This is a genomic window from uncultured Sanguibacteroides sp. (assembly GCF_900543425.1).
In the GTDB taxonomy this organism is placed as follows: Bacteria; Bacteroidota; Bacteroidia; order Bacteroidales; family Marinifilaceae; genus Gabonibacter.
The window spans coordinates 113,365-137,077 of record NZ_UQRQ01000002.1 but is presented as its reverse complement, the minus strand read 5'-3'; the positions used below and the strand labels follow the sequence as shown (position 1 = coordinate 137,077).

The following is a 23,713-nucleotide window of genomic DNA, read 5'->3' as shown; positions in this document are numbered from 1 at the left end:
TAGCTTGTTAGCGTGTAATGGAGTTAAGATTGAAATGGACTTAAATAGTTTATCGAAAAGAATAAAAGGTGAAGTGGAGTCGGATTTGCTCCATCGGGTGATTTACGCGACGGATGCGTCGGCCTATCGGGAGATGCCGTTGGGGGTAGTATACCCGAAAGATGCGGAGGATGTAAAGGAGATCGTGCGATTTGCCCGGGAGTGTGGGGTCGGACTGATTCCGAGAGCGGCCGGAACCTCTTTGGCCGGACAGGTCGTGGGGAATGGGTTGGTCGTGGATATTTCCCGTCATATGAATCGGATTCTGGAATTGAATGTAGAGGAGGGGTGGGTAAGAGTGGAACCGGGCGTGGTGTTGGATGCCTTGCATAATTACACGAAGCCGTACGGACTGTTTTTCGGACCGGAGACTTCGACTTCCAACCGGTGTTGCATGGGGGGAATGGTCGGAAATAACTCCTGCGGGTTACATTCGTTGGTATACGGTAGTGTGAGGGATCATTTGTTGGAGGCTAAAGTCGTGTTGGGAGACGGAACAGAGGCTGTTTTAAAGGGATTGACGGTTGGAGAGGTGGAAGGAAAATTGGAATTGAATACGCTGGAGGGGGAAATATACCGACAGGTAGTGAAGTTGTTGCGGGAACATAAAACGGAGATTCTGGAACATTATCCGGACCCGGCCTTGCGTCGGAGAAATTCAGGATATGCTCTGGATCAGTTGTTGTATTCGGATTATATTGATAAACAATACGATGACTCCTTTAATCTTTGTAAGTTGATAGCCGGTTCCGAGGGTACGTTAGCTTTTATCACGGAGGTGAAATTGCGTTTGGTGGTGTTGCCTCCGAAAGAGAAGGCTGTGATCTGTATTCATTGCTCCACGCTGGAAGAGGCATTCGAGGGTAATTTAGTGGCTTTGAAACATAAGCCGATGGCTGTCGAGTTGATGGATCGGACCATCCTGGAATTGAGTAAAGGGAATATCGCACAAAATAGGAATCGTTTTTTTATTCAGGGAGACCCGGCTGCTATTTTGATCGTGGAGTTGGCTTGTTCTTCCCGTGAAGAGGTTGACTGGTTGGCTGATACAATAGAAGAGGATTTTAAGAAGCACGGGTTCGGTTATCACTATCCTCGGTTATACGGGACGGATATCAGACGGGTCTGGGATCTACGAAAAGCCGGGTTGGGGTTGTTGTCGGGAATGCCGGGGAGTGCGAAGCCGGTTTCGGTGATTGAAGATACGGCTGTGGCCCCGGAACGTTTGCCGGCTTATATGAAGGATTTTAAAGCGATGTTGGAACGCATGGGATTGAGTTGTGTCTACCATGCTCATATAGCAACCGGGGAGTTGCATTTACGTCCTGTTTTGGATTTGAAAAAAGAGAAGGATCGAAGGTTGTTTCGGCAGGTGGCAGAGGAGACGGCATTATTGGTAAAAAAGCATAAGGGCGCATTGAGCGGGGAACATGGAGACGGTCGGTTGCGAGGAGAGTTTATTCCCGTATTATTCGGGCAAGAGGTGTATGAAATGATGCGGGAGGTAAAGCGTTGTTGGGATCCGATGGGGATATTTAACCGGGGAAAGATTGTGGATACTCCCCCGATGGATAAAGGTTTGAGGATAAAAGAGGATTATTCCGGAGGTGATGATTTGAAAACCTATTTTGATTTTTCCCGGCAAAAAGGATGGATATGTGCTATCGAGCAATGCAATGGTTCCGGGGATTGCCGGAAGGCGATGGTGTTCGGGGGAACGATGTGTCCGAGTTTCCGGGCAACGGGAGACGAAAAAGATACGACGCGGGCCCGGGCGAACGTACTTCGGGAGTTATTAACCCGTCCGAAAACCGAGCGGGTATTCGATCAACCGGAGGTATTGGAAGTATTGGATAACTGTGTAGCTTGTAAGGCGTGTAAATCGGAGTGTCCTTCGAACGTGGATATGGCCCGTTACAAGGCAGAATTTCTACAACATCATTACGATACGTGCGGAGTTCCGGTGAAGGCTTTCCTCATTGCAAACCTGGGGCGGATACAACGTTGTGGAATGTGGTTGCCTCCTCTTTATAACTGGTTTGTCTCTAATCGTTTGACGGGTGGTTTGTTGAAAAGGCTTTTGCAATTTGCTCCCAAAAGAAGTATCCCGAGATTGTATAAAACAACGTTACGGCATTGGACGACCCGCCATATGCCTTGTAACAAGAATAAGACTCGAGGAAAAGTGTACTTGTTCGCCGATGAGTTTACCAATTACATGGATGTGAAGGTCGGTATACAGATGATCGAGTTACTGGGAGGATTAGGATACGAGGTAGTGATCCCCGAACATGTGGAGAGCGGGAGAACGGCCATGTCCAAGGGGATGTTGAAGGAGGCAAAGAAAATGGCCCGTAAAAATGTAGGTTTATTAAAAGATATTGTGACGGAAGAGAGTCCGTTGGTGGGAATAGAGCCTTCCTGTATTCTCTCTTTTCGGGATGAATATCCCGATTTGGTCGGGGATGATTGGAGAGAAGAGGCTTCTTCCTTAGGGAAAAATTGCCTGTTGTATGATGAATTTATCGTGCGGGAGATACGGAAAGGCAATATCCGGCCGGAGCAATTTACCAATAAACCTTTGAAAATTATGTTACACGGACATTGCCATCAAAAATCACTGGCGTCGGTCGAACCCTCTAAGATAATGTTATCTTTGCCTGTGAATTACGAGGTAGAGGTGATTCCTTCCGGATGTTGCGGTATGGCCGGGGCTTTCGGATACGAGAAAAAACATTACGAACTGTCCATGAAAATCGGGGAGCAGATTCTGTTTCCGGCGATAAGGAGTGTGGATGAAGAGGTTTGTATTTCAGCTCCGGGGACCAGTTGCCGTCAACAGATTAAGGATGGGACGGGACGGGTTGCCTTGCATCCGGTTGAGGTTTTATTTCAGGCCTGGCAGGAAACGGAGAGATAAATTTTTAATTTTTAATTTAACGAATCAGATGGAATATATGGATTTGATTGATACGAATTTATTGAATGAAGTATCCCGGCAGGCAGAAGAGAGTCCGAGATTGCGAATGAATTATAATTTTCATAAAACATTAGATGCAAAAGCTCAACGTTTGTTGAATGCATTGGAGCCGGGGACAGTCTTGCCCGTGCATCGTCATACGACGACGGCAGAAACCTATATATTGCTTCGAGGGAAGATAAAGGTCCTGTTTTACAATGAAAGGGGAGAATTAACAGAGAGTGTGTTGCTGAATCCGTTAGCGGGAGTTCATGGGATTCATATTCCGGTCGGACAATGGCATACGTTGGAGGTATTGGAAAGAGGTAGTGTTATTTTTGAGGTAAAAGACGGACCTTATACGCCTTTGGAAAAGGAAAATATAATGGAAATGTGATTTTTGCAGAAAGTAAACGATATACCTTTTCATTTGTTGGAAATAGTAATTTGTGAATTAATAAAGGATTTCTGTTTTAAAAGTTAAGATTTGAAGTTAAAAAGTTGTATGTTTGTACGATTCATAAAGTAAATAGTCGTATTGAATGAAAGGTATTGTATTAGCAGGAGGTTCGGGTACTCGTTTATATCCAATCACGAAGGGGGTATCCAAGCAATTGTTGCCCATCTATGATAAACCGATGGTATATTATCCGATATCCGTACTAATGTTGGCAGGAATCCGGGATATTTTAATTATTTCAACACCGCAGGATCTGCCTGGGTTCAGGCGTTTGTTGGGAGACGGGTCGGATTACGGTGTTTGTTTCTCTTATGCAGAACAGCCGTCTCCGGATGGATTGGCTCAGGCGTTTCTTATTGGAGAGGAGTTCGTCGGGAAAGAGTCTGTTTGTTTGGTACTGGGGGATAATATCTTTTATGGTCAATCTTTCACGAGTAGCTTGTCTGAGGCCGTGAAGATGGCGGAGGGGGAAGGAAAAGCGACGGTGTTCGGTTATTGGGTGAGCGATCCGGAGCGTTATGGCGTTGCTGAATTTGATTCACAAGGGAATGTTTTGAGTATAGAGGAGAAACCGAAAGAACCTAAATCTAATTATGCGGTTGTCGGTCTCTATTTTTACCCGAGTAAGGTTGTTGAAATTGCCAAAAGGATAAAGCCTTCTGCCAGGGGAGAGTTGGAGATTACCACGGTAAATCAGGAGTTTTTAAAGGAAGAGGAGTTAAAAGTACAATTATTGGGACGTGGATTTGCCTGGTTGGATACGGGAACACATGACTCTTTGGCCGAGGCCTCTACTTTTGTGGAAGTAATAGAGAAACGACAAGGATTAAAAATTGCTTGTTTGGAGGAGATTGCTTACCGGAAAGGGTGGATAACGGCTGAGCAATTAGAGAAGTTAGCACAACCGATGATTAAAAATCAATACGGACAATATCTTTTGAAGTTGTTGAAATAATTTAGTGTGGCAGAACAGTAGGGTTTGTCAGGGAATACGAGGAAATTCATCCTGTCGTCTGTTCCTCGATAAATTTTTAGCTTAGAATATTTTAATTTGAAATAAGATGAAAAATATATTGATTACCGGAGGAGCCGGATTTATCGGTTCGCATTTGGTTAGATGGATGGTGAACAAGTATCCTGATTATCGGATTGTGAATTTGGATAAGTTGACATACGCGGGGAATTTGGCCAATTTGAAGGATATTGAACATTGCCCTAACTATGTATTCGTGAGAGCGGATATTTGTGATTTTAATAAGATACAGGAGGTCTTTCGTCAATATCATATTGACGGCGTGATCCATTTGGCGGCAGAGAGCCATGTGGATCGTTCTATTAAAGATCCTTTTTCGTTTGCTCAAACCAACGTGATGGGAACATTGAGCCTGTTACAGGCAGCTAAGTTGGCATGGGATGGAGAGTTCGAAAATAAGTTATTCTATCATGTTTCAACCGATGAGGTATACGGAGCGTTGAAAAACGACGGAAGTTTTTTTGTGGAGACGACAAAATACGATCCCCATTCTCCTTATTCTGCTTCTAAAGCTTCTTCGGATCATTTCGTGAGGGCTTTTCACGATACTTACGGTATGCCGATAAAAATTTCCAATTGTTCTAACAATTATGGTCCTTATCAGTTTCCAGAGAAGTTGATCCCATTGTTTATCAATAATATACGTCATGATAAGCCACTTCCGGTATACGGCAAGGGAGAAAACGTGCGGGATTGGTTATACGTGGTGGATCACGCGAGGGCGATAGATTTGATATTCCACGAAGGAAGAGTTGGAGATACATACAATATCGGAGGTTTCAACGAATGGAAAAATATCGATTTGATAAAAGTGATGATCCGGGTAACGGATCGTTTGTTGGGCCGGAAGGAAGGAACTTCCGATAAGTTGATCACTTACGTGACCGACCGGGCGGGACATGATTTGCGGTATGCCATCGATTCGACGAAATTGCATAAAGAATTAGGATGGGAACCTTCTTTACAATTTGAAGAAGGGATAGAGAAGACGGTAAGATGGTATTTAGAGAATCAGGAGTGGTTGGATGATGTAACGAGTGGCGATTATCAATCCTATTACGAAAAGATGTACGGCTCTGCTATTTAGCGTATTATTGTATAATAACCTATCGGATGAAAGTAATAAAAACGGATATAGAGGGTGTTGTGATCATAGAACCTCAGGTTTTTGGAGATGAACGGGGTTATTTCTTCGAGAGTTTTTCTCAGCGGGAATTTGAACGACAAGTGGGAAAAGTGGTGTTTGTACAGGATAATGAGTCTCGCTCTGTATATGGAGTATTGAGAGGGTTGCATTACCAATTGCCTCCCTACACGCAATCAAAATTGGTTCGTGTGGTGAGCGGAATGATTTTGGATGTTGTTGTTGATATACGTATCGGATCTTCCACGTATGGAAAACATTTGGCAATAGAGTTAAGCGGAGAGAATAAACGGCAATTATTTATCCCGAAAGGGTTTGCACATGGTTTTGTCGTTTTAAGTGAAGAGGTTATTTTTCAGTATAAATGTGATGACTTTTATGCTCCGGAGTATGAGGCAGGAATCCGTTATGATGATCCCGATTTACGGATTGACTGGAGATTACCCGCGGAGGTTATTATTTTATCTGAAAAGGACAGGAATCGTCCTTGTTTTAAGGATGTAAAGGGAATATGATTCCTTCAGGATTATAGGTTGCATTGGTTAAATTAAAGTGAATCATGAATGAATTGTTCGGGCTGAGAAGCTTGGCGTCTAAAATTGTACATTCAAAATATTTAAGTAGATGGATAGTATTGGCCATAGATTTGATTTTATCCGTTGGCGTAACTTTATTTGTTTACTTTATTATTATGTATGTGACACTTTCACCGATTAAGAAAGAGTATGTGGGAGGATTGATAGCGTGGTCTGCAGTATATAGTTTGTTGGCTTTTCTGTGTTTGCATGCTTATCGGGGAGTTGTACGGCATACGACGCTGCAAGAAACGTGGCGTATCGGGGTTGCCATCATTTTAAAGGTAGTATTGTTGTATTTTACCATTCATTGGATTGTTCCGGAAGTTTCGATAAATCGTTTGTTGCTGGGAGGAATTATTGATTTGAATTTTAGTGCTGTTGTATTGGTTTCTTTGAGAGTCGTATTTATTAATGTATACGAATTTTTAAAGACTCATTCGGTCGGGCAGATTGAGCGTGTTTTAATATATGGAATGGATAGTAAAAGTGCTTCGTTAAATATTACGTTATCTAATAATTTCTTGCCCAATTATCGGGTCGTGGGATATTTGACGATAGGTAAACAATACAAGCATTATAGATTATCCGGAGTCTCCGTTTACTCCGTAAAGGGAGAAGATTCGTTTAATCGTTTGATAAGGCGTTTGCAGGTAAAAGGCATAGTTTTTCCGGATTACTGGACGGCTCAGGATGAACAGGACCGGTTGGTACGTTTTTGTCAAAAAAAGCATTTGGAAATGCTTATACTTCCTGGAGTTGAAGAGATATACGATGGGAATCTGCCTCGTCCCCGTGTGAAGGCGATTCGTTTGGAAGATTTGTTGGGGCGCGATGAGATTCGAATCAGTATGCGGGAGATTTCGGCTAAGTTGGAAGGTAAAGTCGTGATGGTTACCGGGGCTGCAGGTTCTATCGGAAGCGAGCTTTGCAGGCAATTGACACGTTTTAAGATTAAACAGTTAATCCTTTTCGATTCGGCTGAAACACCCATGCATAATATACAGTTAGAATTCATAGATCGTTACCCTGAGGTATCTTTTGTTCCGGTTATCGGGGATGTTCGTTCTCCGGAACGGGTGGATTTTGTCTTTCGTCAGTACCGTCCTCAGGTGGTTTTTCATGCGGCGGCATACAAGCATGTGCCTTTGATGGAGTTGAATCCCTGTGAAGCCGTGTTGGTAAATGTATGCGGGACTTGCAATATGGCGGATTATTCCGTAAAATATGGCGTAGAGCAATTTGTAATGATCTCTACGGATAAGGCTGTGAATCCGACGAATGTGATGGGAGCCTCGAAGCGATTAGCGGAAATTTATGTCCAGAGCCTAAGTGTGGCTATCCGGGATGGAAAATATCCGGGACAAACCCGATTTATTACGACCCGATTCGGTAATGTTTTGGGATCTAACGGATCGGTAATTCCCCGGTTTAGAGAGCAAATTAGAAATGGAGGGCCGGTAACGGTAACCCATCCGGATATTATTCGTTATTTTATGACTATACCGGAAGCTTGCCGACTGGTATTAGAGGCGGGAACTATGGGGGATGGCGGTGAGATTTTTATATTTGAGATGGGGAAACCGGTGAAGATTGCAGATATGGCCCGGCGTATGATCGAATTGTCCGGATTTGTTCCGGACAAAGAGATAAAAATCGTGTATACCGGTCTACGTCCCGGGGAAAAGTTGTACGAGGAGTTGTTGAGTAATAAAGAAAATACAAGCCCAACGGTGCACGATAAGATTCGTATTGCTAAAGTTAGGGAGTATGACTACGATGAGGTAAAAGAAAAATTGAAAGATATTTGTGAGTTGTCGTCGGCTGTAAATATTCCGGAAATGATTTGTAAAATGAAAATGATTATACCGGAATACATCAGCAAAAATTCGGAATTTGAAAAGTTTGATAAAGTTCATGTTTAGTATTTAGAGTATGGCCAATATATTGATAACAGGGGCTAACGGACAGTTAGGATCGGAATTTCAGGAAAGAAAATTTTCATTGTTAGATGACGTGTTTTACACGGATGTGGAGGAGTTGGATATAACGGATTTTAAAGCAATATGTTCATTCATAGAGGTGCATGAAATCGATACGATCATTAATTGTGCTGCTTATACGGCGGTGGATCGGGCCGAGGAAGAGGAGGAAAAGGCGACTTTAATCAATCGGGATGCCGTCGCCAATCTGGCTAAGGCTGCTGTAAAATTAGATTGTCTATTGATACATATCTCTACGGATTATGTTTTTGACGGGGTTCATGATCATCCTTATACGGAAAAAGAGGCGACGAATCCGCAAACCGTTTATGGCCGGACAAAACTGGAAGGAGAACAGGCTATCAAACGTTCCGGTTGTATGTATATTATTATTCGTACAGCTTGGTTGTATTCGGAATTCGGACATAATTTTGCCAAGACAATCTGTCGTCTTGCTAAAGAAAAAGAGGAGATAAATGTGGTGAATGATCAATGGGGAACTCCGACTTACGCCGGAGATCTGGCGGATGCTATAATAAAGATGCTGGAGAGTGATGAATTACCCGAACACGAAGGTATCTATCATTACACGAATGAGGGGATTTGTTCCTGGTATGAATTTGCAAGAGAGATCGTTTCTTTATCAGGAGAGAGTTGTCGGGTGAACCCCATTACTACGGATCAATATCCGGCAAAGGCAAAGCGTCCGACCTATTCGGTATTGGATACAACAAAGATTAAACAGGAATTTGAAATAGAGATTCCGGAATGGAAGGAAGCTTTGATTCGGTGTATGAGAAAGGGATTTAAAGAGTAATATTCGGGTAGAAAAAGATATTTGCCGGAGAAGAAGGAGGGATTACTTTTCGGATAATTGAAACGTTTTTAAGATTAAAAACGATATAAAGTGTTGTATTAAATCTTTATTTGGGAGATTTGGAAATAAAACGTATCTTTGCAGGCGCTTTTTTGGAGCTAAAAGTGTTGATTATCAATAAAAAGAAGATACAATAGAATGATTACAGTTTCAAATTTAGAGATTCAGTTTGGAAAACGGGTTTTGTTTCGGGATGTAAATTTAAAATTTACTCCGGGAAATTGTTACGGTGTGATTGGGGCGAACGGTGCTGGAAAATCTACCTTATTGCGGATGTTAAGCGGGGATTTGGAGCCGACGCGGGGAAGTGTGATGTTTGGGCCGGGGGAGCGCTTGTCGGTATTGAAACAGGACCATCAAGCTTATAATGAGTGTACGGTGTTGGATACGGTAATGCAGGGATATCTGAATTTATGGAATGTGATGAAAGAGAAGGATGCATTATACGCAAAACCTGATTTTTCGGATGAGGATGGTGTCAGGGCGGCTGAACTGGAGGAGAGATTTGCCGAAATGGACGGTTGGAATGCGGAAAGTGATGCGGCATCTTTATTAAGTGGACTGGGAATTGAGGAAGAGTGGCATTATTCGTTAATGAAAGATTTAAGTGGTAAGCAAAAAGTTCGGGTATTATTAGCTCAGGCGTTGTTCGGTAAGCCGGATAATTTGTTGTTGGACGAGCCGACGAATGATTTGGATATAGAGACTGTGATGTGGTTGGAAAATTATTTGTCAAACTACGAGAATACCGTATTGGTTGTATCGCATGACCGACATTTCTTGGATGCGATAAGTACTCATACGGTAGATATTGATTTCGGTAAAGTACAGTTATTTGCTGGTAACTATAGTTTTTGGTACGAGTCGAGTCAGTTGGCTTTACGTCAGGCTCAGGCTAAAAATAAGAAGGCGGAGGAGAAGAAGAAGGAGTTAATGGAGTTCATTCAGCGATTTAGCGCTAATGTGGCTAAATCGAAGCAAACGACAAGCCGAAAGAAGATGTTGGAAAAGTTAAACGTGGAGGAAATTCTTCCCTCTTCCCGGAAATACCCGGGTATTATTTTTACCCCGGAACGGGAGGTGGGAGATCGGATTTTGGATGTACGGGGACTTAGTAAGCAAGTAGAGGGGAAGTGGTTATTCCAGAATGTAGAGTTTACCGTGGAGAAGGGGGATAAGATCGTATTTTGGTCGAAAGATCCCCGGGCAATGACGGCTTTATTAGAAGTTATTACTGGAAATGATAAGCCTGATACGGGATCATATAGTTGGGGCGTAACGATTACCAGTGCCTATTTGCCGTTGGATAATTCGGCCTTTTTTCAAACTGATATGACGTTGGTGGAATGGTTAGGACAATATTCAACCGATACAAGTGAGACTTTTTTACGCGGTTTCTTGGGAAAGATGCTTTTTTCCGGGGAAGATATATATAAACGGGTGAAAGTGTTATCGGGAGGGGAGAAAATGCGTTGTATGATAGCCCGTATGATGTTGACAAATGCAAACGTATTGGTATTGGATTCTCCTGCCAACCATTTGGATTTGGAATCTATTCAGGCATTTAATAATACTTTAGTCGCGTTTAAAGGCATTGTATTGATGAACTCACACGATCATGAGTTTATTCAAACGGTTTGTAACCGGATTATCGAGCTAACACCTAACGGTATTATCGATAAACGTATGGATTTTGATGATTATATTACGAGTGATACTATAAAAGCACAAGCGGAGAAGATGTATAGATAGGGGCTATAAGAGGTTGTTGGGGTGTAAATGAAAATTTATAATTCCTAAATTTTAAAAAATGAAAAAAATATTGATAACCGGGGGAGCAGGTTTTTTGGGTTCCCATCTATGCGACCGTTTATTGGAAACGGGAGCACAAATTACTTGTTTGGATAATTTTTTTACCGGTGCAAGAGAAAATATTGCCCATTTATTAGATCATCCTCGTTTTGAGTTGGTAAATCACGATATTGTATTTCCGTATATTATAAAAGATGCAGATGAGATCTACAATTTAGCTTGTCCGGCTTCTCCCATTCATTATCAATATGATCCGATAAAAACATTGAAGACATCCGTGATAGGAGCTGCTAATGTGTTGGGGATGGCAAAACAGTCCAATGCCAAAGTTTTGCAGGCTTCTACGAGTGAGGTGTACGGGGATCCTATCGTACACCCGCAACCCGAAAACTATTGGGGAAATGTGAATCCTATCGGGGTTCGTTCCTGTTACGATGAGGGTAAACGATGTGCGGAGACCTTGTTTATGGATTACCATCGTCAATTGATGATTCGGATAAAAATTGTACGTATTTTTAATACTTATGGGCCTCGTATGTCGATAAACGATGGTCGTGTAGTATCTAACTTTATCGTTAACGCTCTGCATGGAAAGGATATAGAAATATATGGTGACGGTTCGCAAACCCGTAGTTTTCAATATGTGGACGATTTGGTCGAAGGTATGATTCGTACCATGCAAACGGATGATGATTTTACAGGACCTGTAAATATAGGTAATCCGAATGAATTCACTATTTTGGAATTGGCCCATCAGATTCTGGAACTCACCGGGTCTAAATCGAAAATAGTGTTCAGGCCTTTGCCTTCGGATGATCCGAAGCAAAGAAAGCCGGATATTGCTTTGGCTGAAAAAGTATTGGATTGGAAACCGGTTATTCCGTTGCGTGAGGGGTTATTACGAACGATTGATTATTTCCGGAAAATGTAATATAGCAGCCTAAGATTTTTCTTAGGCTGTTTGTTTTCTCTTGGCCTTTTCCCAAGCCCCTTTTCCCTTGTGTTTCTGTAAATAAAAGAAGGCTTTTATGACATTCAAGTTCATGAATACGAAGTAATAAGGGATGAATAATACCTTTACTTTAATATGCCTTCGTTGCAAAATACTTCCTCCGATTGCCATGAGATAGAATAGGGTTTGAAGGAGGAGGAGTATTGTATAGCATGTCGATTCCGGTCTCAGGCTGACGAGTAGGATATTTAAAGGAAACAGGAGAAAGAGGAGAATGGGTGTAATCGACCATCTTAGTACCCGGTGGGAGATGTATTGAAAACTTAATATACCATAACGGAAGATATTCAGTAATGGAAGTAATCTCCATATGGCTTGCAGGCCTCCTGCGGCAATACGTACTTTCCTTTTTTGTTCGTTCCCTATATCGGCAGAAGCGGATTCTATGGCATAAGCCGAGTCTCGGTAAGCGATTTTATAACCTTGGGAAGCAATTTTCATGGATAGAACGAAATCGTCTAATAACGTATCTTCGGGCATCGTTTTGAAAAGGGAGGTACGGATAGCAAAAAGTTCACCTGCGGCTCCTACTGCTGAATACAAACGAGAATCCCACGATTTTAATTTGGATTCGTAGCGCCAATAAAAACCTTCTCCTCCCGCTGCGGCGTTATCTTTATCTTCAACGGCAATTCGCTTTTCTCCGGCGACACATCCCACGAGGGGATCGGAGAACGGAGTGAGAATTTCCCGGATCGCTTCTTTATTTAACATGGTATTGGCGTCCGTAAATATAGTAAAAGGGGTATGTATATATTGCATTCCCCGGTTAAGAGCAGCTGTTTTTCCTTTTCTTTCAGGATCATGCAAAACTGTGATCTCCGGATATTGAGCTAATTTTAGATTCGTGTTGTCATTACTTCCATCCGTGACCCACACGATTTTTAGTTTATCTTTCGGATAATTGAGCTGATTACAATTTTCCATTTTCAGATCCACAATATCTTCCTCGTTATAGGCAGCGATCAAGAGTGTTGTCGTCGGAGCTGGTTCTTGAAGACATAACGATTGAGCAGGATGTATCTTTTCTTTTATTCTAACGAGTAAATAGAGAAGGATGCCATAGCCTATATAGGTATAGAGAACAATAATGGCGGCTATCCAAAAAAAATAGTCTATTCCGAGCATCTTATTTTAAATATTTTTCAAGGGTTTCTTTTAAAAGAGCCGAGGAAATCGGTTTGGTTAAAAAGTCGTTACATCCGGCTTCCAGTGCCCGGGTACGGTCATCGTCAAAAGCGAAGGCTGTCAACGCAATGATGGGAATATCCCTGGATTTTTCCCGAATAATACGGGTAGCTTCCAATCCATCCATTTCAGGCATTTTAATATCCATCAGGATAAGATCCGGTTTCTCTTCATTGAATAATTTAATTGCTTCAATACCATTCCAGGCGTGGAGTAATTTATAATTTTTACCTATTAGGACTTTTAAAAGCAAAAAGTTACTTTCTACGTCTTCTGCGATTAGAATCGTGTGTTGTGTATCCATCTCTTCTTTTACGTTGATTCGATTTACAGGTTCTTCTACACTCTCTATTTGAGCAGAATGATAAGGAATTGTAAACCTGAATGTGGTACCTTTATTTAATTCCGATTCAACGGAAATATCTCCTCCCATTTTTTGGACGATCATTTTACAGATCGCAAGACCAAGCCCCGTACCTTGAGAAAAAGAGTTGAGTTTGGTAAAACGACTGAAAATGTCGTTTAATCTTTCACGCGGAATACCGTATCCCGTGTCTATCACGTAAAATTCTATTTTTTCTCCTAACAAGTGATATCCGAAACGGATGTGTCCATTAGAAGTAAATTTTATAGCGTTTGTGATTAAGTTGGATAAGACTTGTGCCAGTCGGTTACCGTCGATCCGTATGATTAAATCCGTAGGAATGTCTAATAACAACGTCACGTTTTTTGCCGTACGATTTTGGTACATTTGTAAAATCTTTTGGCATAATTCCCGGATATTAGTTGGTTTGTCGTTAAACTCCAGGGTGCCGGCTTCGATTTTAGATAAATCGAGGATGTCGTTGATGAGTTGGATAAGTAGTTCCGAATTGTTTTCTACAATATCCATATAGTTATGTTTCTCTTCCTGGTCCGGGATATCACAAATTAACCGGGAAAATCCGATGATGGCGTTGAGCGGAGTCCTGATCTCGTGACTCATGTTTGCCAGAAAAGTCGATTTTAATTTATCCGATTGTTCTGCTTTTAGCCGGGCTTTGATGAGCTCTTGTTCCGAATTTTTCATATCCGTGATATCCCATGATATCCCCACTAAAAAAATAGGTTCTCCTCCATCGTCCCGGATTAAAGTTTTTAGGGTTTTTACGGTTCGTAGTTCTCCTGAAGTATTTTGGTAAGTTTCGATAAACTCGATATCCTTGCCCGTACTTAATAAGCGAAGGTCATCGTTTCTAAAGTGCTCGGCATCCTTTATATTGGGGAATATTTCAAAATCGGTTTTACCGATAACACGGTCGGTTGGTATATGTGAATGTATTTCGAAAGCTTTATTCCAATATAGATAACGGAGGTCTTTAGTATCCTTAACAAAGAGATAGACCGGAATATTATTTAAAACGGAGTTAAACAGGCTGTTTAATTCTTTAATCTTATTCTCGTGTTGTATCGTTGAAGAGATATCCCTGCAAAATACCCATATTTTTTCTTCTCCCTGATACTTTATTATCCTGGAGAATATCTCTACCGGTCTACTGCTTCCGTCCGGGTATTTGTGCCGGGAAATATACCTGCATCCCGTTGAGTTCTCCCGGAAAAATTTTAATTTATCAGGCCAATTCTTTTGAGTTATTTCCGAATGAAAATCCCAAATGAAATAAGTTGAGATCGGTTTATGTAAATTGTAACTTATTTTAGTTTGATGGTTTGCATAATAAAGTGATCCGTCTGTTCGGAGTGAATATATCTCTTCATTGGACGAATCCATGGCCTGAATGATCTCCTCCGTTTCTTCCGGAGAAGAAGCCTCCTCTTTCTCTGAAGAAGTCTTTTGTTTCAGGGGGTCCGTATGAGGTAAATCATTTTCCATATCCGAGTAATTGTAGTTAAGCAAAGATAATACTATTTTGGTAATTCGATTCCCGTAACAACAGGATTATGATCGCTCCAAGGCAGGGAAGGCGAGCGATAGGATGTACCTTGAATTTCTGGTGAATACAATACGTAATCTATTCTGAATAATTTGCAAAGATTACGATAGGTGTATCCGTATCCGTTTCCGCTTGTTATAAAGCTGTCTTTCAGATCCCCTTTTATTTTATGATAAACATAAGAAGTAGGGGGATCGTTAAAGTCTCCGCATACGATAACCGGAAACCGGGTAGTATCGATGATGGATCGTAATTGTTCTGCTTGTTGAGCCCGTATCTTGAAATTATTTTTTAATGCCCAAATGATTTCCTTTGCCGCTTTTTTCCCACCTGTCGGATTATTCTCCAAGAGTTGTTGACGTAATTGTTGCTCTTTCTGGCTGAAATTGGTCGTTTGCATATGCACGTTGAAAACACGAATCGTATCTTGTCCGATCTTTATATCGGCCCACATGGCGTTGTTTGTCGGGGAATCAAAATTTATATTTTGGGAGGAGAGGATAGGATAACGACTCAGTATGGCAATTCCGTAATTTGAAGTATGGGTTTGCCGTGACCAACTTTTGGCCGAATGAGGTAAGGTTAAAAAGCGAGAAGTCGGAGAGATCGCATTTTCTTGATTGGATTCACCGTATTCTTGCAAGCAGAGAATATCCACATCATTCGATTCCGCAAAATTTACGATATCTGGAATAGAGGTATGATTGGATTCTAAATTCTTAAAATTTAAAATATTGTAGGTTGCGATACGAATTTTATCGTTTTCGGAGTTGGAAAAAGGTGAAAATTGAAATATGGATAAGAGATAGGGGATGCTTAATAGGATTGTTACGATAGGAACGAACATCCATCTCTTTTTTTTGACTGCCCAATAAATACAAAGTAAAAGGTTCATGGTTAATGTGGCAGGAAGTAGTAAGCCGAGAACGGCAATGCCCCAGAATGTTGCCGGATGAACATAAACGGCCAATACTCCCATGATGCTACTTAATGCGATAAGTAACGTAATTGGAATCATTAGCAATGAAAGCATGAATCGAAGTGCTGCCATAATTTTTATTTGATAAGGTTTGAATCTTCGTCCTTGTAATCTGTTCTGGACGTAAAATAACTTTTCATACCTTTCAGGTATTTGATGATTCGTATCTTAAAGCTGTTGAAAAAAGATCCGTCCGCACTAACTGTTCCGTATCCTGTTACAGCTCGTGCTTTTCTTTTTCGGACAAAAGCGATTTTTCCGTATTTTTTCAATCCCAGAGCCATGGATCCGTCTTCTCCCCGGATGATGTCGACGCGATAACCGACTTTTTTCCCGTACTCGACGTTGTAGGCGAACACCAATCCCCGTACGCTCAATTCCGGTCTTTTGAAAGATTGCAGAAAGAGATGAGTGTCTCTCATGAATTCGTATATTTTTAGGCCCAACCACGGATGGTCTTTATCGGGAATATAACTCCAGAGAGAGGATACGGCAACAACCCCCGGTTGTTCCAATTTTTGTACAAGAGTCTCCACGTAGCGGGGTGGGTACATGGTGTCGGAATCGATACAGATATAATATTTACCTCGGACTTGTTCCAAACCGCATCGGCGGGCATAGCCGCAACTTTTTTGTGACTCGTTGTAATAAGGAATACCGGAAGCCTTGTAAATATCCGCCGTACGATCAGTAGAACTGTTGTCCACCCCTATGATTTCCATGGGATAGCGGCAACGGGAATCACTAAGAGACCAGAGGCAGGCTGCCAGATGTTTTTCTTCGTTATGAGCAATGACAACGACGGAGACTAACGGTTGTTCCGATTGATTGATTTGCTGTAATTTTTCCCTTATTTCTTGTAGCGTTTGGGGGGGAATTTCATCGAAGGTTTTATTGTAAACGGATAGATATTTTGAATACCAAGACATAGTTTCTGATTTTAGTTTATATTTTTTGAGGAAGTATTTGTTCGAAAAGATTTTTCCATTGCTCGGCAATGTGTTCGATCTTGAATCTTTCCACGTGAATACGGGCCGCCTTTCCCATTCTTTTTCTTTCCTCTTCCTCTTCGATTAAATAACAAATTTTTTCGGCTAACTGTTTTATATTACCATCTTCTACGAGGAGACCGTCTTGTCCGTCCTGAATAATATCCCTGGGGCCACAGGGACAGGTAAACGAAACAGGGGGGACACCACAAGCCATAGCCTCGATAATAACCATACCGAATCCTTCAAAACGAGAACTTAAAACAAAGATAGAGCTTTCGCAGTATTTATCAATGATGTTAGTGACGGAGTGTTCCAAAATACATGATTTATCCAATTGCAATTGATGTATTTGAGCCTCTAATTGGGCACGCATCCCGTCGCCGTATATTTTTAATGTCCAATCCGGATGCTTAGGGACCACGTATTGCCAGGCATCAATCAGGCGATCAAATCCTTTTTGCGGAACATATCTTCCGACGGCGATAATTTGTTTTTGGTCTAAAGAAGAGGTTTTATCAGGAAAAAAGGAAAGAGGATTATGAATTACCTCGACGTTATTTAATTCTTTCCAATATCCTTTGTCTTCATGACTAAGAACGATAAATTTCTTTAATCTTTTCAATTGGCGCAGCAGTTGATTCATCCAGAATCTGGCTACCATTTTTTGTAACCAGTGGGGTAACTTTTCATTACTGAAATCCCGGTAATTGGAACGATTGAAATGGATCTCACCCAACTTTATGCTTCCGTCCGGTATGGAGTTGATAAAATTAATCTCCCTCCGTAACATGGATATGGTGATATCCGGACGAATATTACAAAGAGCTTCTTTCAGCCGTTTTTTGTATAGTTGTTGTTTTTTCCGGTATTCTATAATTCGTTTGCGGAGAGGTTGGCCGTAAAGGTGATCAAAGTTTATATCCAATTGAACTATTTTTACTTTCGGAGAAAGTGAATAGTAGGGAGTCTTTTCTTTCCCGTCGGTAATAATGATATAAATTTCGTAATTGAAGACTTCTGTAAAGTAATTTGCCTTTAAAGTAAGGACCCGTTCCATACCGCTCGGGTAATAAAGAGACGGGATACAGTAAGCTATTTTAAGACTCATGGTTCAGTTTCACTTTGAGGTTACGATATCGGTTATTTTTTGCATTTGTTGTGTCCACGAAAGAGCAGGTTCTATGGAGTTTCGAATTTCTGCCGGGGTAAAGCGGTGTATTTGCCAGAAGTCGACAAGAGACTGGATGTCGACAGGCGAATCGTCGGCTGAGGCTTTCATAATATAGGGCATATGATCGAAGTCTTCATCTGTTTCGGAGTAGATGAATGGAATTCCCCGGGCTGCGTATTCTCTGTTTTTTAAAGTTTTGATTTTAGAAATTTGGCTACGATGCCTGGCCAGACTGGCAACTCCCATGTCTGTTTGTTCGAATATCTTATCTAATTCTTCTCCGAACACGGGGCCATGGAAAAATATTTTTTCTTCCAAATGATGGTCGGTCACCATTTGACGGAGTTCGTTTAAGATATCCGGCATTCCTCCTCCGACCAGATGAAGATATACTTCCGTGTCATGAGGTTGCTTGTAATATTCAATCATCCCGGTCACGATACGGTCATAACCGTGCCAACGATGCATGTCGGCCACTCCCGTCAAGTGGAACTCTCTGGGATTATGGTCGCTTTGTGTTTTTAATTTTATCCGGCTAAAATCAATTCCATTGGAGATATTGATTGTAGGAACATTCCAAATGGAGGTATAGCCGGAGAAAGTTACTATCCGAAAAAGTTGTTTGGCCATGGATTTCCGGAAACACTTATCCGTGTACAGCATCAGTTTTTCTTTTAGAGCCAAACCGTTGTACTCCTGATCATAGGGATAGGTGGGAATCTCCATGACGGTTCTGATTCCTTTTTGATGTAATCTTTTTAGAAAATGAATTAGAAACGGATTGGCGTTATGATCGTATCGTATGTAAACAAAACGAATATCATTATCCAGTATATATCGGTACAGATGGTTGTACGCCGTTCGTTTCTTTATTTTAGCTATCCATCCTTTTCCATAATTATCTATTATTATTTTTTCAGCCCATCGGATATGGTTCCCCTCCGTATCCGTATCCAGATAACAAAACCGGACATCCCATCCGCAGGCCTGCAAGGCGTCTTTTTGATAAAATATTTTTTTACTGATGCCGTTGTATTCGGCAAAACCATGAAAAATTAAAAAAAGCATTTTCATAGGAGTCGTTTTTCTACCGTTATCTGTAAATGTACGCGTCATTTGTGCTGGGTGATTTATACCATTCCAGATAATTTGTACCTCCAGATGTTACCCATTTTTCGAAATCCGGATAGGCTTTTAATATGGAAATCGCTTCGGCCGGATAACGGAAAGAGCGTGGTACCAACAGACCCCACATCAACCCGTTCGTACTCTCTTCGATAGGACGACTGATGTTACTCAAAGCCGTATGTTTGAATCCGGGTAGATGGATCTCGGTTCTCCGGGGAGTAAATTTATTTCCGCTAATCACAAAAAGGTTGAGTTGGTTCATGTTGATTTTATTTAGTGCAACGGGCCGGCTAAACTGTATCTTGACTTCAAATTTCTGTATATCTTTCCGTTCGCCTTTTCCCGGAACTACGGAGCCGAGGGCAAACGTGTTTATCATGATGGCGGTGTTGTATACTCCCATAATTCTATGGGCATTTTCAAATAAAGGAATGACAGCCTGTGTCTGATCATTTTCCAAGCCTTTGGCATTGACCGAAAACATTTTCCTTTCGAACAGATTATTGGTACTGTAAGTTACGCTTTGGATTTCTCCGGGGGTTACCTGATCCAATTGCAGGGCCGCTCCGATGGTGCGGGTAGATCCTACGGCACGAATCACTATTTTTAAGGTGAGGCTTTCTGCCATATTATTGGAGTTGATAGCCGGTATGGCACCAAAATCGACCACTAAGTCGTTCATGTCATAATCTCCCAAATCGGGAAACATATCTTCCGTGATCCAGGTATACATCAGCGTGCTGTCTCCTTCGATCGGGAAATTCGGATCTTCCGGATTTCCGGGGTCCGTTATGTTTCCATCGGTACATTCCGAGCTCGGAATGTTGATGGTCGACTCTCCTTCGGCGACCCAATGGGCGGGCTCTTGGAGTACGTGATAATTAGCTCCCGGAGAACTGGAACATTCGATTTCGAGATTTCCGCGGAAGGTTACTATTTTCCAACTTTTTGCGTCAATTTCTTTAACCCGGAGTAAAGCGAACTCTTCGCTGCCGGTACCGCTGATGGTGCTCGAAGCGTTTGTGAAAGACATTTTGTCGGATATGGACAGAATAGAGTGTCCCTCCATTTGAATATTTGTCCCTTTGACGGTCATGGATGTCCCACTGACAAGCGTATTTGATGCAAGTGACAATGTCGTTCCTGTTAGCGTAAAGTCTTCGTATAGCGTCATACAATTGTTTGTGTATGCCCCTCTCTTGAAGTCTATAATCTTGGCTGTAAATTTGCTGTTGTTGATAAAGGTACTGCCTTCCGTTATGAAATTATCGGTATTTAACGGTCCGTTGTTGGTAAATAGGGAACCGATAAGATTCACTTCGCCGGCAACGAGTTTTCCGTCGTTTGTGACCATCGTTTGGTTATTTTTAACGGTAAAATTCGTTACGGAAATCTCTCCGATATTATATAACTCTGCCCCGTTTTCAAAGACCAGATTGTTTAAATTGACTTCCCCTTGTACGATGAATTTCGATTTGTTACTGAGGGTGAGGTTTACCTCTTTTTGCGTGGGGTTGAATTTCCCGTTGGGGGCAACAACTATGTTTGTTTCATCCCTGGTCGCCTGGATATTTACCGGTTGATCAAAGATAATCTCTCCCCCGTTTTGGATGATCAGGTTATCGTCTTTTTCTAATTTGATCGGTGCGGAAGAGGTGTTTCGCCATGTCCCTTCCACGTATAAGGAGACGTTCCCCCAGGAGTATATGATTTCTCCGGTATAATTTCCCCTGATCACGTAATTTTTACCGTATTCAAGCGTGCAACGAGGAGGAGATGAACTGTTGATCTCTATAGCCTGGGCCGGGGTCGGAAAATCGGTTTGTTCTATGCTATAACTTTCAACAGTATTGGTTTTGGCCATGATTTTAGCCAAAACGCTCGTGTTTGCCGTGGGATTGAAGTTACAGGTCAGTTTATTCCCTTCCACGGTGTATTCTTGTACGGTTTGTTGACCTTCCGGGGAAGTTTGACGAACATATATCGCGGGTGTACCTTTAGGTAAAACGACGCTTGTTTGGAATGTCAGACTCTGACTGCAGACTCCTTTAGCCAACAGGACTGCCTTCTCTTTTTCGAATATAGGGTTCTCATCAAATATTTCAATAGTATAGAAATATTTGTTATTATGAGTGTCATACGGGATGACTGTCACATCCAGGGTTGAAATGTTCGACCAATCGAAGTTTTTCGGAATATTTTGAATGATGTAATTTTTTTCAAAATATCCCGGGTCGAAATAATCTTTCTGACATCCGATTAGTATCGCAATAAAAAATATAACTGACAGTACCTTTTGGAGTATTTTCTCTCTCATAATTTTGTTTAGTTAGGGTGTTAGAAGACTAAATATATGCCAAGTAGAATAAATTTAAACAAAATATCTACTATACAAATATACATAAATTGGGTGGTAAATAAATGTTTTAATATGGTAAACTTACTTTAAATCAAATTATTCGGTGTATTTTTTCAATAAATATCCAAAATGCGGGATAAAATAGAGCCGGTAGTTTAAAACTGAAAAACAGTATCCGGTATCGTTTATTGTTTAGTCGCTTTTTTATCAAATCGGATGTATGGGCTAATTGGAATAATTCAGGATCATACAGAGAGGTTATTATTTTTCTCTTTTCCCGGTAAGTAACATACTTGCAATTGGCGGCAAGCGGTAAGAGTTGCCGGATATGCTCCAGAATAATCATTGTCCCGTATATACGAGCTAAAGGATCGGGATGACTCATGACATAATGAATGCAATCCGTTATTAATTCCGTGCGTTGCAACAGGAGAGAGCGGGTGATGGAATAACGTTCCGCATCCGAGTTGGAAGTGGAACCTTCCCGGATTAAATAGTAATAGGTGATCTCTTCCAGAGCTACCACAAATCGGGCATTCATACACTCTTGAATAAAGAAATAACGATCTTCGAGTATTCGGTGTTCTTTATTGCGAATATGGAAGTCATTCAAAAAGCTGATTTTGAATAGTTTGTTCCAAGTCGCAAGTCCCATTAACGTATCGGGATTAACATAGAAGTTCATTACCTTTTCCGGAGAGTCCAATACGGAGAATTGGCGTTTATGAAAGGGATAGCTTTTTTCTCCGGAAGGAGTGACATAAACTGTATTTCCGGCAATTATGTCCGCCCGGGGGTATTCCATGGCTTTTTGGTATAGCGTCCTGACACAATCGGCAGAGAGCCGGTCGTCGCTATCCATGAACAGAATGTATTCTCCCCGGGCCTCTTCTATGGCCCGATTGCGGGCTAATCCGGGTCCCTGGTTTATTTTTTGGTCTATGATCCGCACGTTTTCTTTTTGGGGATGAGTACGGAGTATTTCCTTAACAATATCGAGACTACCGTCGTTTCCTTTGTCATCCAGCAAAAGAATTTCCAATCCATCGAAATCTTGATTAAGGGCTGAGAGTAAGGAGTCTTTTATATAGGGAGCCACGTTATAAACGGGCATGGCTAAAGTTACTTTGTAAGTCATGCGATCAGGATTTTTTAGTGATAAACAATCTTAGCATACTCTTGGCGGAGACGAGTCGGGGATAGGAAAAAACGAATCTGCCGAGGGTACGGAACTTCTCTTTTACCGTCATTTCCCTGCCTCTGTAGACTGTCGCATTTAACATGATGGAGATAAACCGGCGAATCGTCTTTTTTGTTTCGTTATTTTTGTCTTTGCCAAATTCCAATAATTTTGAAGAAACAATGAAATAGCATTTCATATTTTGATATGAAAATCTTCGGGTCATGATGGAATTTGCCCTTATCCTTCTTTTGAAAAAGGGTTTTGCAATGAATCCTACCCGGTCGGCTTGCATGTAAAGTTGGGCGGTAAAGAGCTGGTCTTCATGGATAATTCCGGGTAGGAACAGTAATTTTATGCGCTCTAAAAATGAGCGTTTGACGAAGCTCAGGCAGGCTGATGATTGAAACCGGAAGGTATCCAATTGCAGATTCAGCATTTCGATCCCGTTGTAGACACGATCTTCTAACCCTTGTGTTCGAGAATATTTATTATCTAAACGTATGTGATCGTCATCGGAAAAAGTATCCGCATCAAAAAATATAAAGTCCAGTTGATGAGCCTGGCATTTGGAATAACACTCTTCTAAAGTAGTTGCTTCTAACAGATCGTCGCTGTCCATAAAATAGATATATTCTCCTTTTGCCATAGACAGGCCCTGGTTACGTGTAGCGGACAACCCTTTGTTTTCCTGTGAAAATAGGATGATGCGATTGTCTGTTGCCGCCAACTCTTGCATGATTCGTAAACTTTGATCGGTGGAGCCGTCATTGACGAGAAGGATTTCAATCTCGTGCAGTGTTTGCCGGGTGATGGAATCGACAGTCGCTTTGAGATAAGCTTCCGTATTGTATATGGGTATAATGACACTAACTTTAGGCTGTTCCATGTT

The 23,713-nt window shown here is 41.5% G+C and carries 18 protein-coding genes; 9 read left to right on the top strand and 9 right to left on the bottom strand.

The features are described 5' to 3' along the window. Positions 1-34 precede the first annotated feature (34 nt). From QZR76_RS01645 to QZR76_RS01605, 9 genes are all read left to right on the top strand, one after another. Positions 35-2,959 (top strand): FAD-binding and (Fe-S)-binding domain-containing protein, encoded by a 2,925-nt coding sequence (locus QZR76_RS01645; RefSeq protein ID WP_294139804.1) that lies wholly within the window; start codon positions 35-37, stop codon positions 2,957-2,959. A 37-nt stretch (positions 2,960-2,996) separates the two neighbouring features. Continuing rightward, the gene (locus QZR76_RS01640) at positions 2,997-3,395 is read left to right on the top strand and encodes a WbuC family cupin fold metalloprotein (protein ID WP_294139916.1); all 399 of its coding nucleotides are present in this window, start codon (positions 2,997-2,999) and stop codon (positions 3,393-3,395) included. Between the two features lie 145 nt (positions 3,396-3,540). Then, entirely contained in the window at positions 3,541-4,413 is an 873-nt protein-coding gene (rfbA, locus tag QZR76_RS01635) for a glucose-1-phosphate thymidylyltransferase RfbA (protein ID WP_294139802.1), read from the top strand. Positions 4,414-4,519: 106 nt separating this feature from the next. Continuing rightward, positions 4,520-5,578, top strand: coding sequence for a dTDP-glucose 4,6-dehydratase (gene rfbB / locus QZR76_RS01630; RefSeq protein ID WP_294139799.1), 1,059 nt, complete (start codon positions 4,520-4,522; stop codon positions 5,576-5,578). Positions 5,579-5,604: 26 nt separating this feature from the next. After that, the gene (gene rfbC, locus QZR76_RS01625; protein WP_294139797.1) at positions 5,605-6,150 is read left to right on the top strand and encodes a dTDP-4-dehydrorhamnose 3,5-epimerase; all 546 of its coding nucleotides are present in this window, start codon (positions 5,605-5,607) and stop codon (positions 6,148-6,150) included. Positions 6,151-6,194: 44 nt separating this feature from the next. Further along, positions 6,195-8,135, top strand: a complete 1,941-nt coding sequence (locus tag QZR76_RS01620) for a nucleoside-diphosphate sugar epimerase/dehydratase (protein WP_294139795.1) — start codon at positions 6,195-6,197, stop codon at positions 8,133-8,135. A 10-nt stretch (positions 8,136-8,145) separates the two neighbouring features. Further along, positions 8,146-9,009, top strand: coding sequence for a dTDP-4-dehydrorhamnose reductase (rfbD, locus tag QZR76_RS01615; RefSeq protein WP_294139793.1), 864 nt, complete (start codon positions 8,146-8,148; stop codon positions 9,007-9,009). A gap of 198 nt (positions 9,010-9,207) precedes the next feature. Further along, a complete protein-coding gene (locus tag QZR76_RS01610) occupies positions 9,208-10,821 on the top strand; it encodes an ATP-binding cassette domain-containing protein (protein ID WP_294139791.1) in 1,614 nt (537 codons plus the stop codon). Between the two features lie 58 nt (positions 10,822-10,879). Further along, positions 10,880-11,812, top strand: coding sequence for a UDP-glucuronic acid decarboxylase family protein (locus QZR76_RS01605; protein ID WP_294139789.1), 933 nt, complete (start codon positions 10,880-10,882; stop codon positions 11,810-11,812). A 21-nt stretch (positions 11,813-11,833) separates the two neighbouring features. Here QZR76_RS01605 and QZR76_RS01600 read toward each other — a convergent pair whose 3' ends face one another. The 9 genes from QZR76_RS01600 to QZR76_RS01560 form a co-directional block, all read right to left on the bottom strand. Next, a complete protein-coding gene (locus tag QZR76_RS01600; protein WP_294139786.1) occupies positions 11,834-13,021 on the bottom strand; it encodes a glycosyltransferase family 2 protein in 1,188 nt (395 codons plus the stop codon). Between the two features lies 1 nt (position 13,022). After that, positions 13,023-14,951: an ATP-binding protein gene (locus QZR76_RS01595; RefSeq protein WP_294139784.1), complete on the bottom strand. Its 1,929-nt coding sequence runs from the start codon at positions 14,949-14,951 to the stop codon at positions 13,023-13,025. 32 nt (positions 14,952-14,983) lie between these two features. Then, on the bottom strand, positions 14,984-16,063 hold the full coding sequence (locus tag QZR76_RS01590) for an endonuclease/exonuclease/phosphatase family protein (protein ID WP_294139782.1): 1,080 nt from the start codon (positions 16,061-16,063) through the stop codon (positions 14,984-14,986). A 5-nt stretch (positions 16,064-16,068) separates the two neighbouring features. Beyond that, positions 16,069-16,920 (bottom strand): glycosyltransferase family 2 protein, encoded by an 852-nt coding sequence (locus QZR76_RS01585; RefSeq protein ID WP_294139780.1) that lies wholly within the window; start codon positions 16,918-16,920, stop codon positions 16,069-16,071. Positions 16,921-16,936: 16 nt separating this feature from the next. After that, positions 16,937-18,091, bottom strand: a complete 1,155-nt coding sequence (locus tag QZR76_RS01580; protein WP_294139778.1) for a glycosyltransferase family 4 protein — start codon at positions 18,089-18,091, stop codon at positions 16,937-16,939. 9 nt (positions 18,092-18,100) lie between these two features. Next, the gene (locus QZR76_RS01575; RefSeq protein ID WP_294139776.1) at positions 18,101-19,228 is read right to left on the bottom strand and encodes a glycosyltransferase family 1 protein; all 1,128 of its coding nucleotides are present in this window, start codon (positions 19,226-19,228) and stop codon (positions 18,101-18,103) included. A 19-nt stretch (positions 19,229-19,247) separates the two neighbouring features. Beyond that, positions 19,248-21,599, bottom strand: coding sequence for an LruC domain-containing protein (locus QZR76_RS01570; RefSeq protein WP_294139775.1), 2,352 nt, complete (start codon positions 21,597-21,599; stop codon positions 19,248-19,250). Between the two features lie 133 nt (positions 21,600-21,732). Continuing rightward, on the bottom strand, positions 21,733-22,779 hold the full coding sequence (locus QZR76_RS01565; RefSeq protein ID WP_294139773.1) for a glycosyltransferase family 2 protein: 1,047 nt from the start codon (positions 22,777-22,779) through the stop codon (positions 21,733-21,735). Positions 22,780-22,783: 4 nt separating this feature from the next. Then, on the bottom strand, positions 22,784-23,710 hold the full coding sequence (locus QZR76_RS01560; protein WP_294139771.1) for a glycosyltransferase: 927 nt from the start codon (positions 23,708-23,710) through the stop codon (positions 22,784-22,786). Positions 23,711-23,713 lie beyond the last annotated feature (3 nt).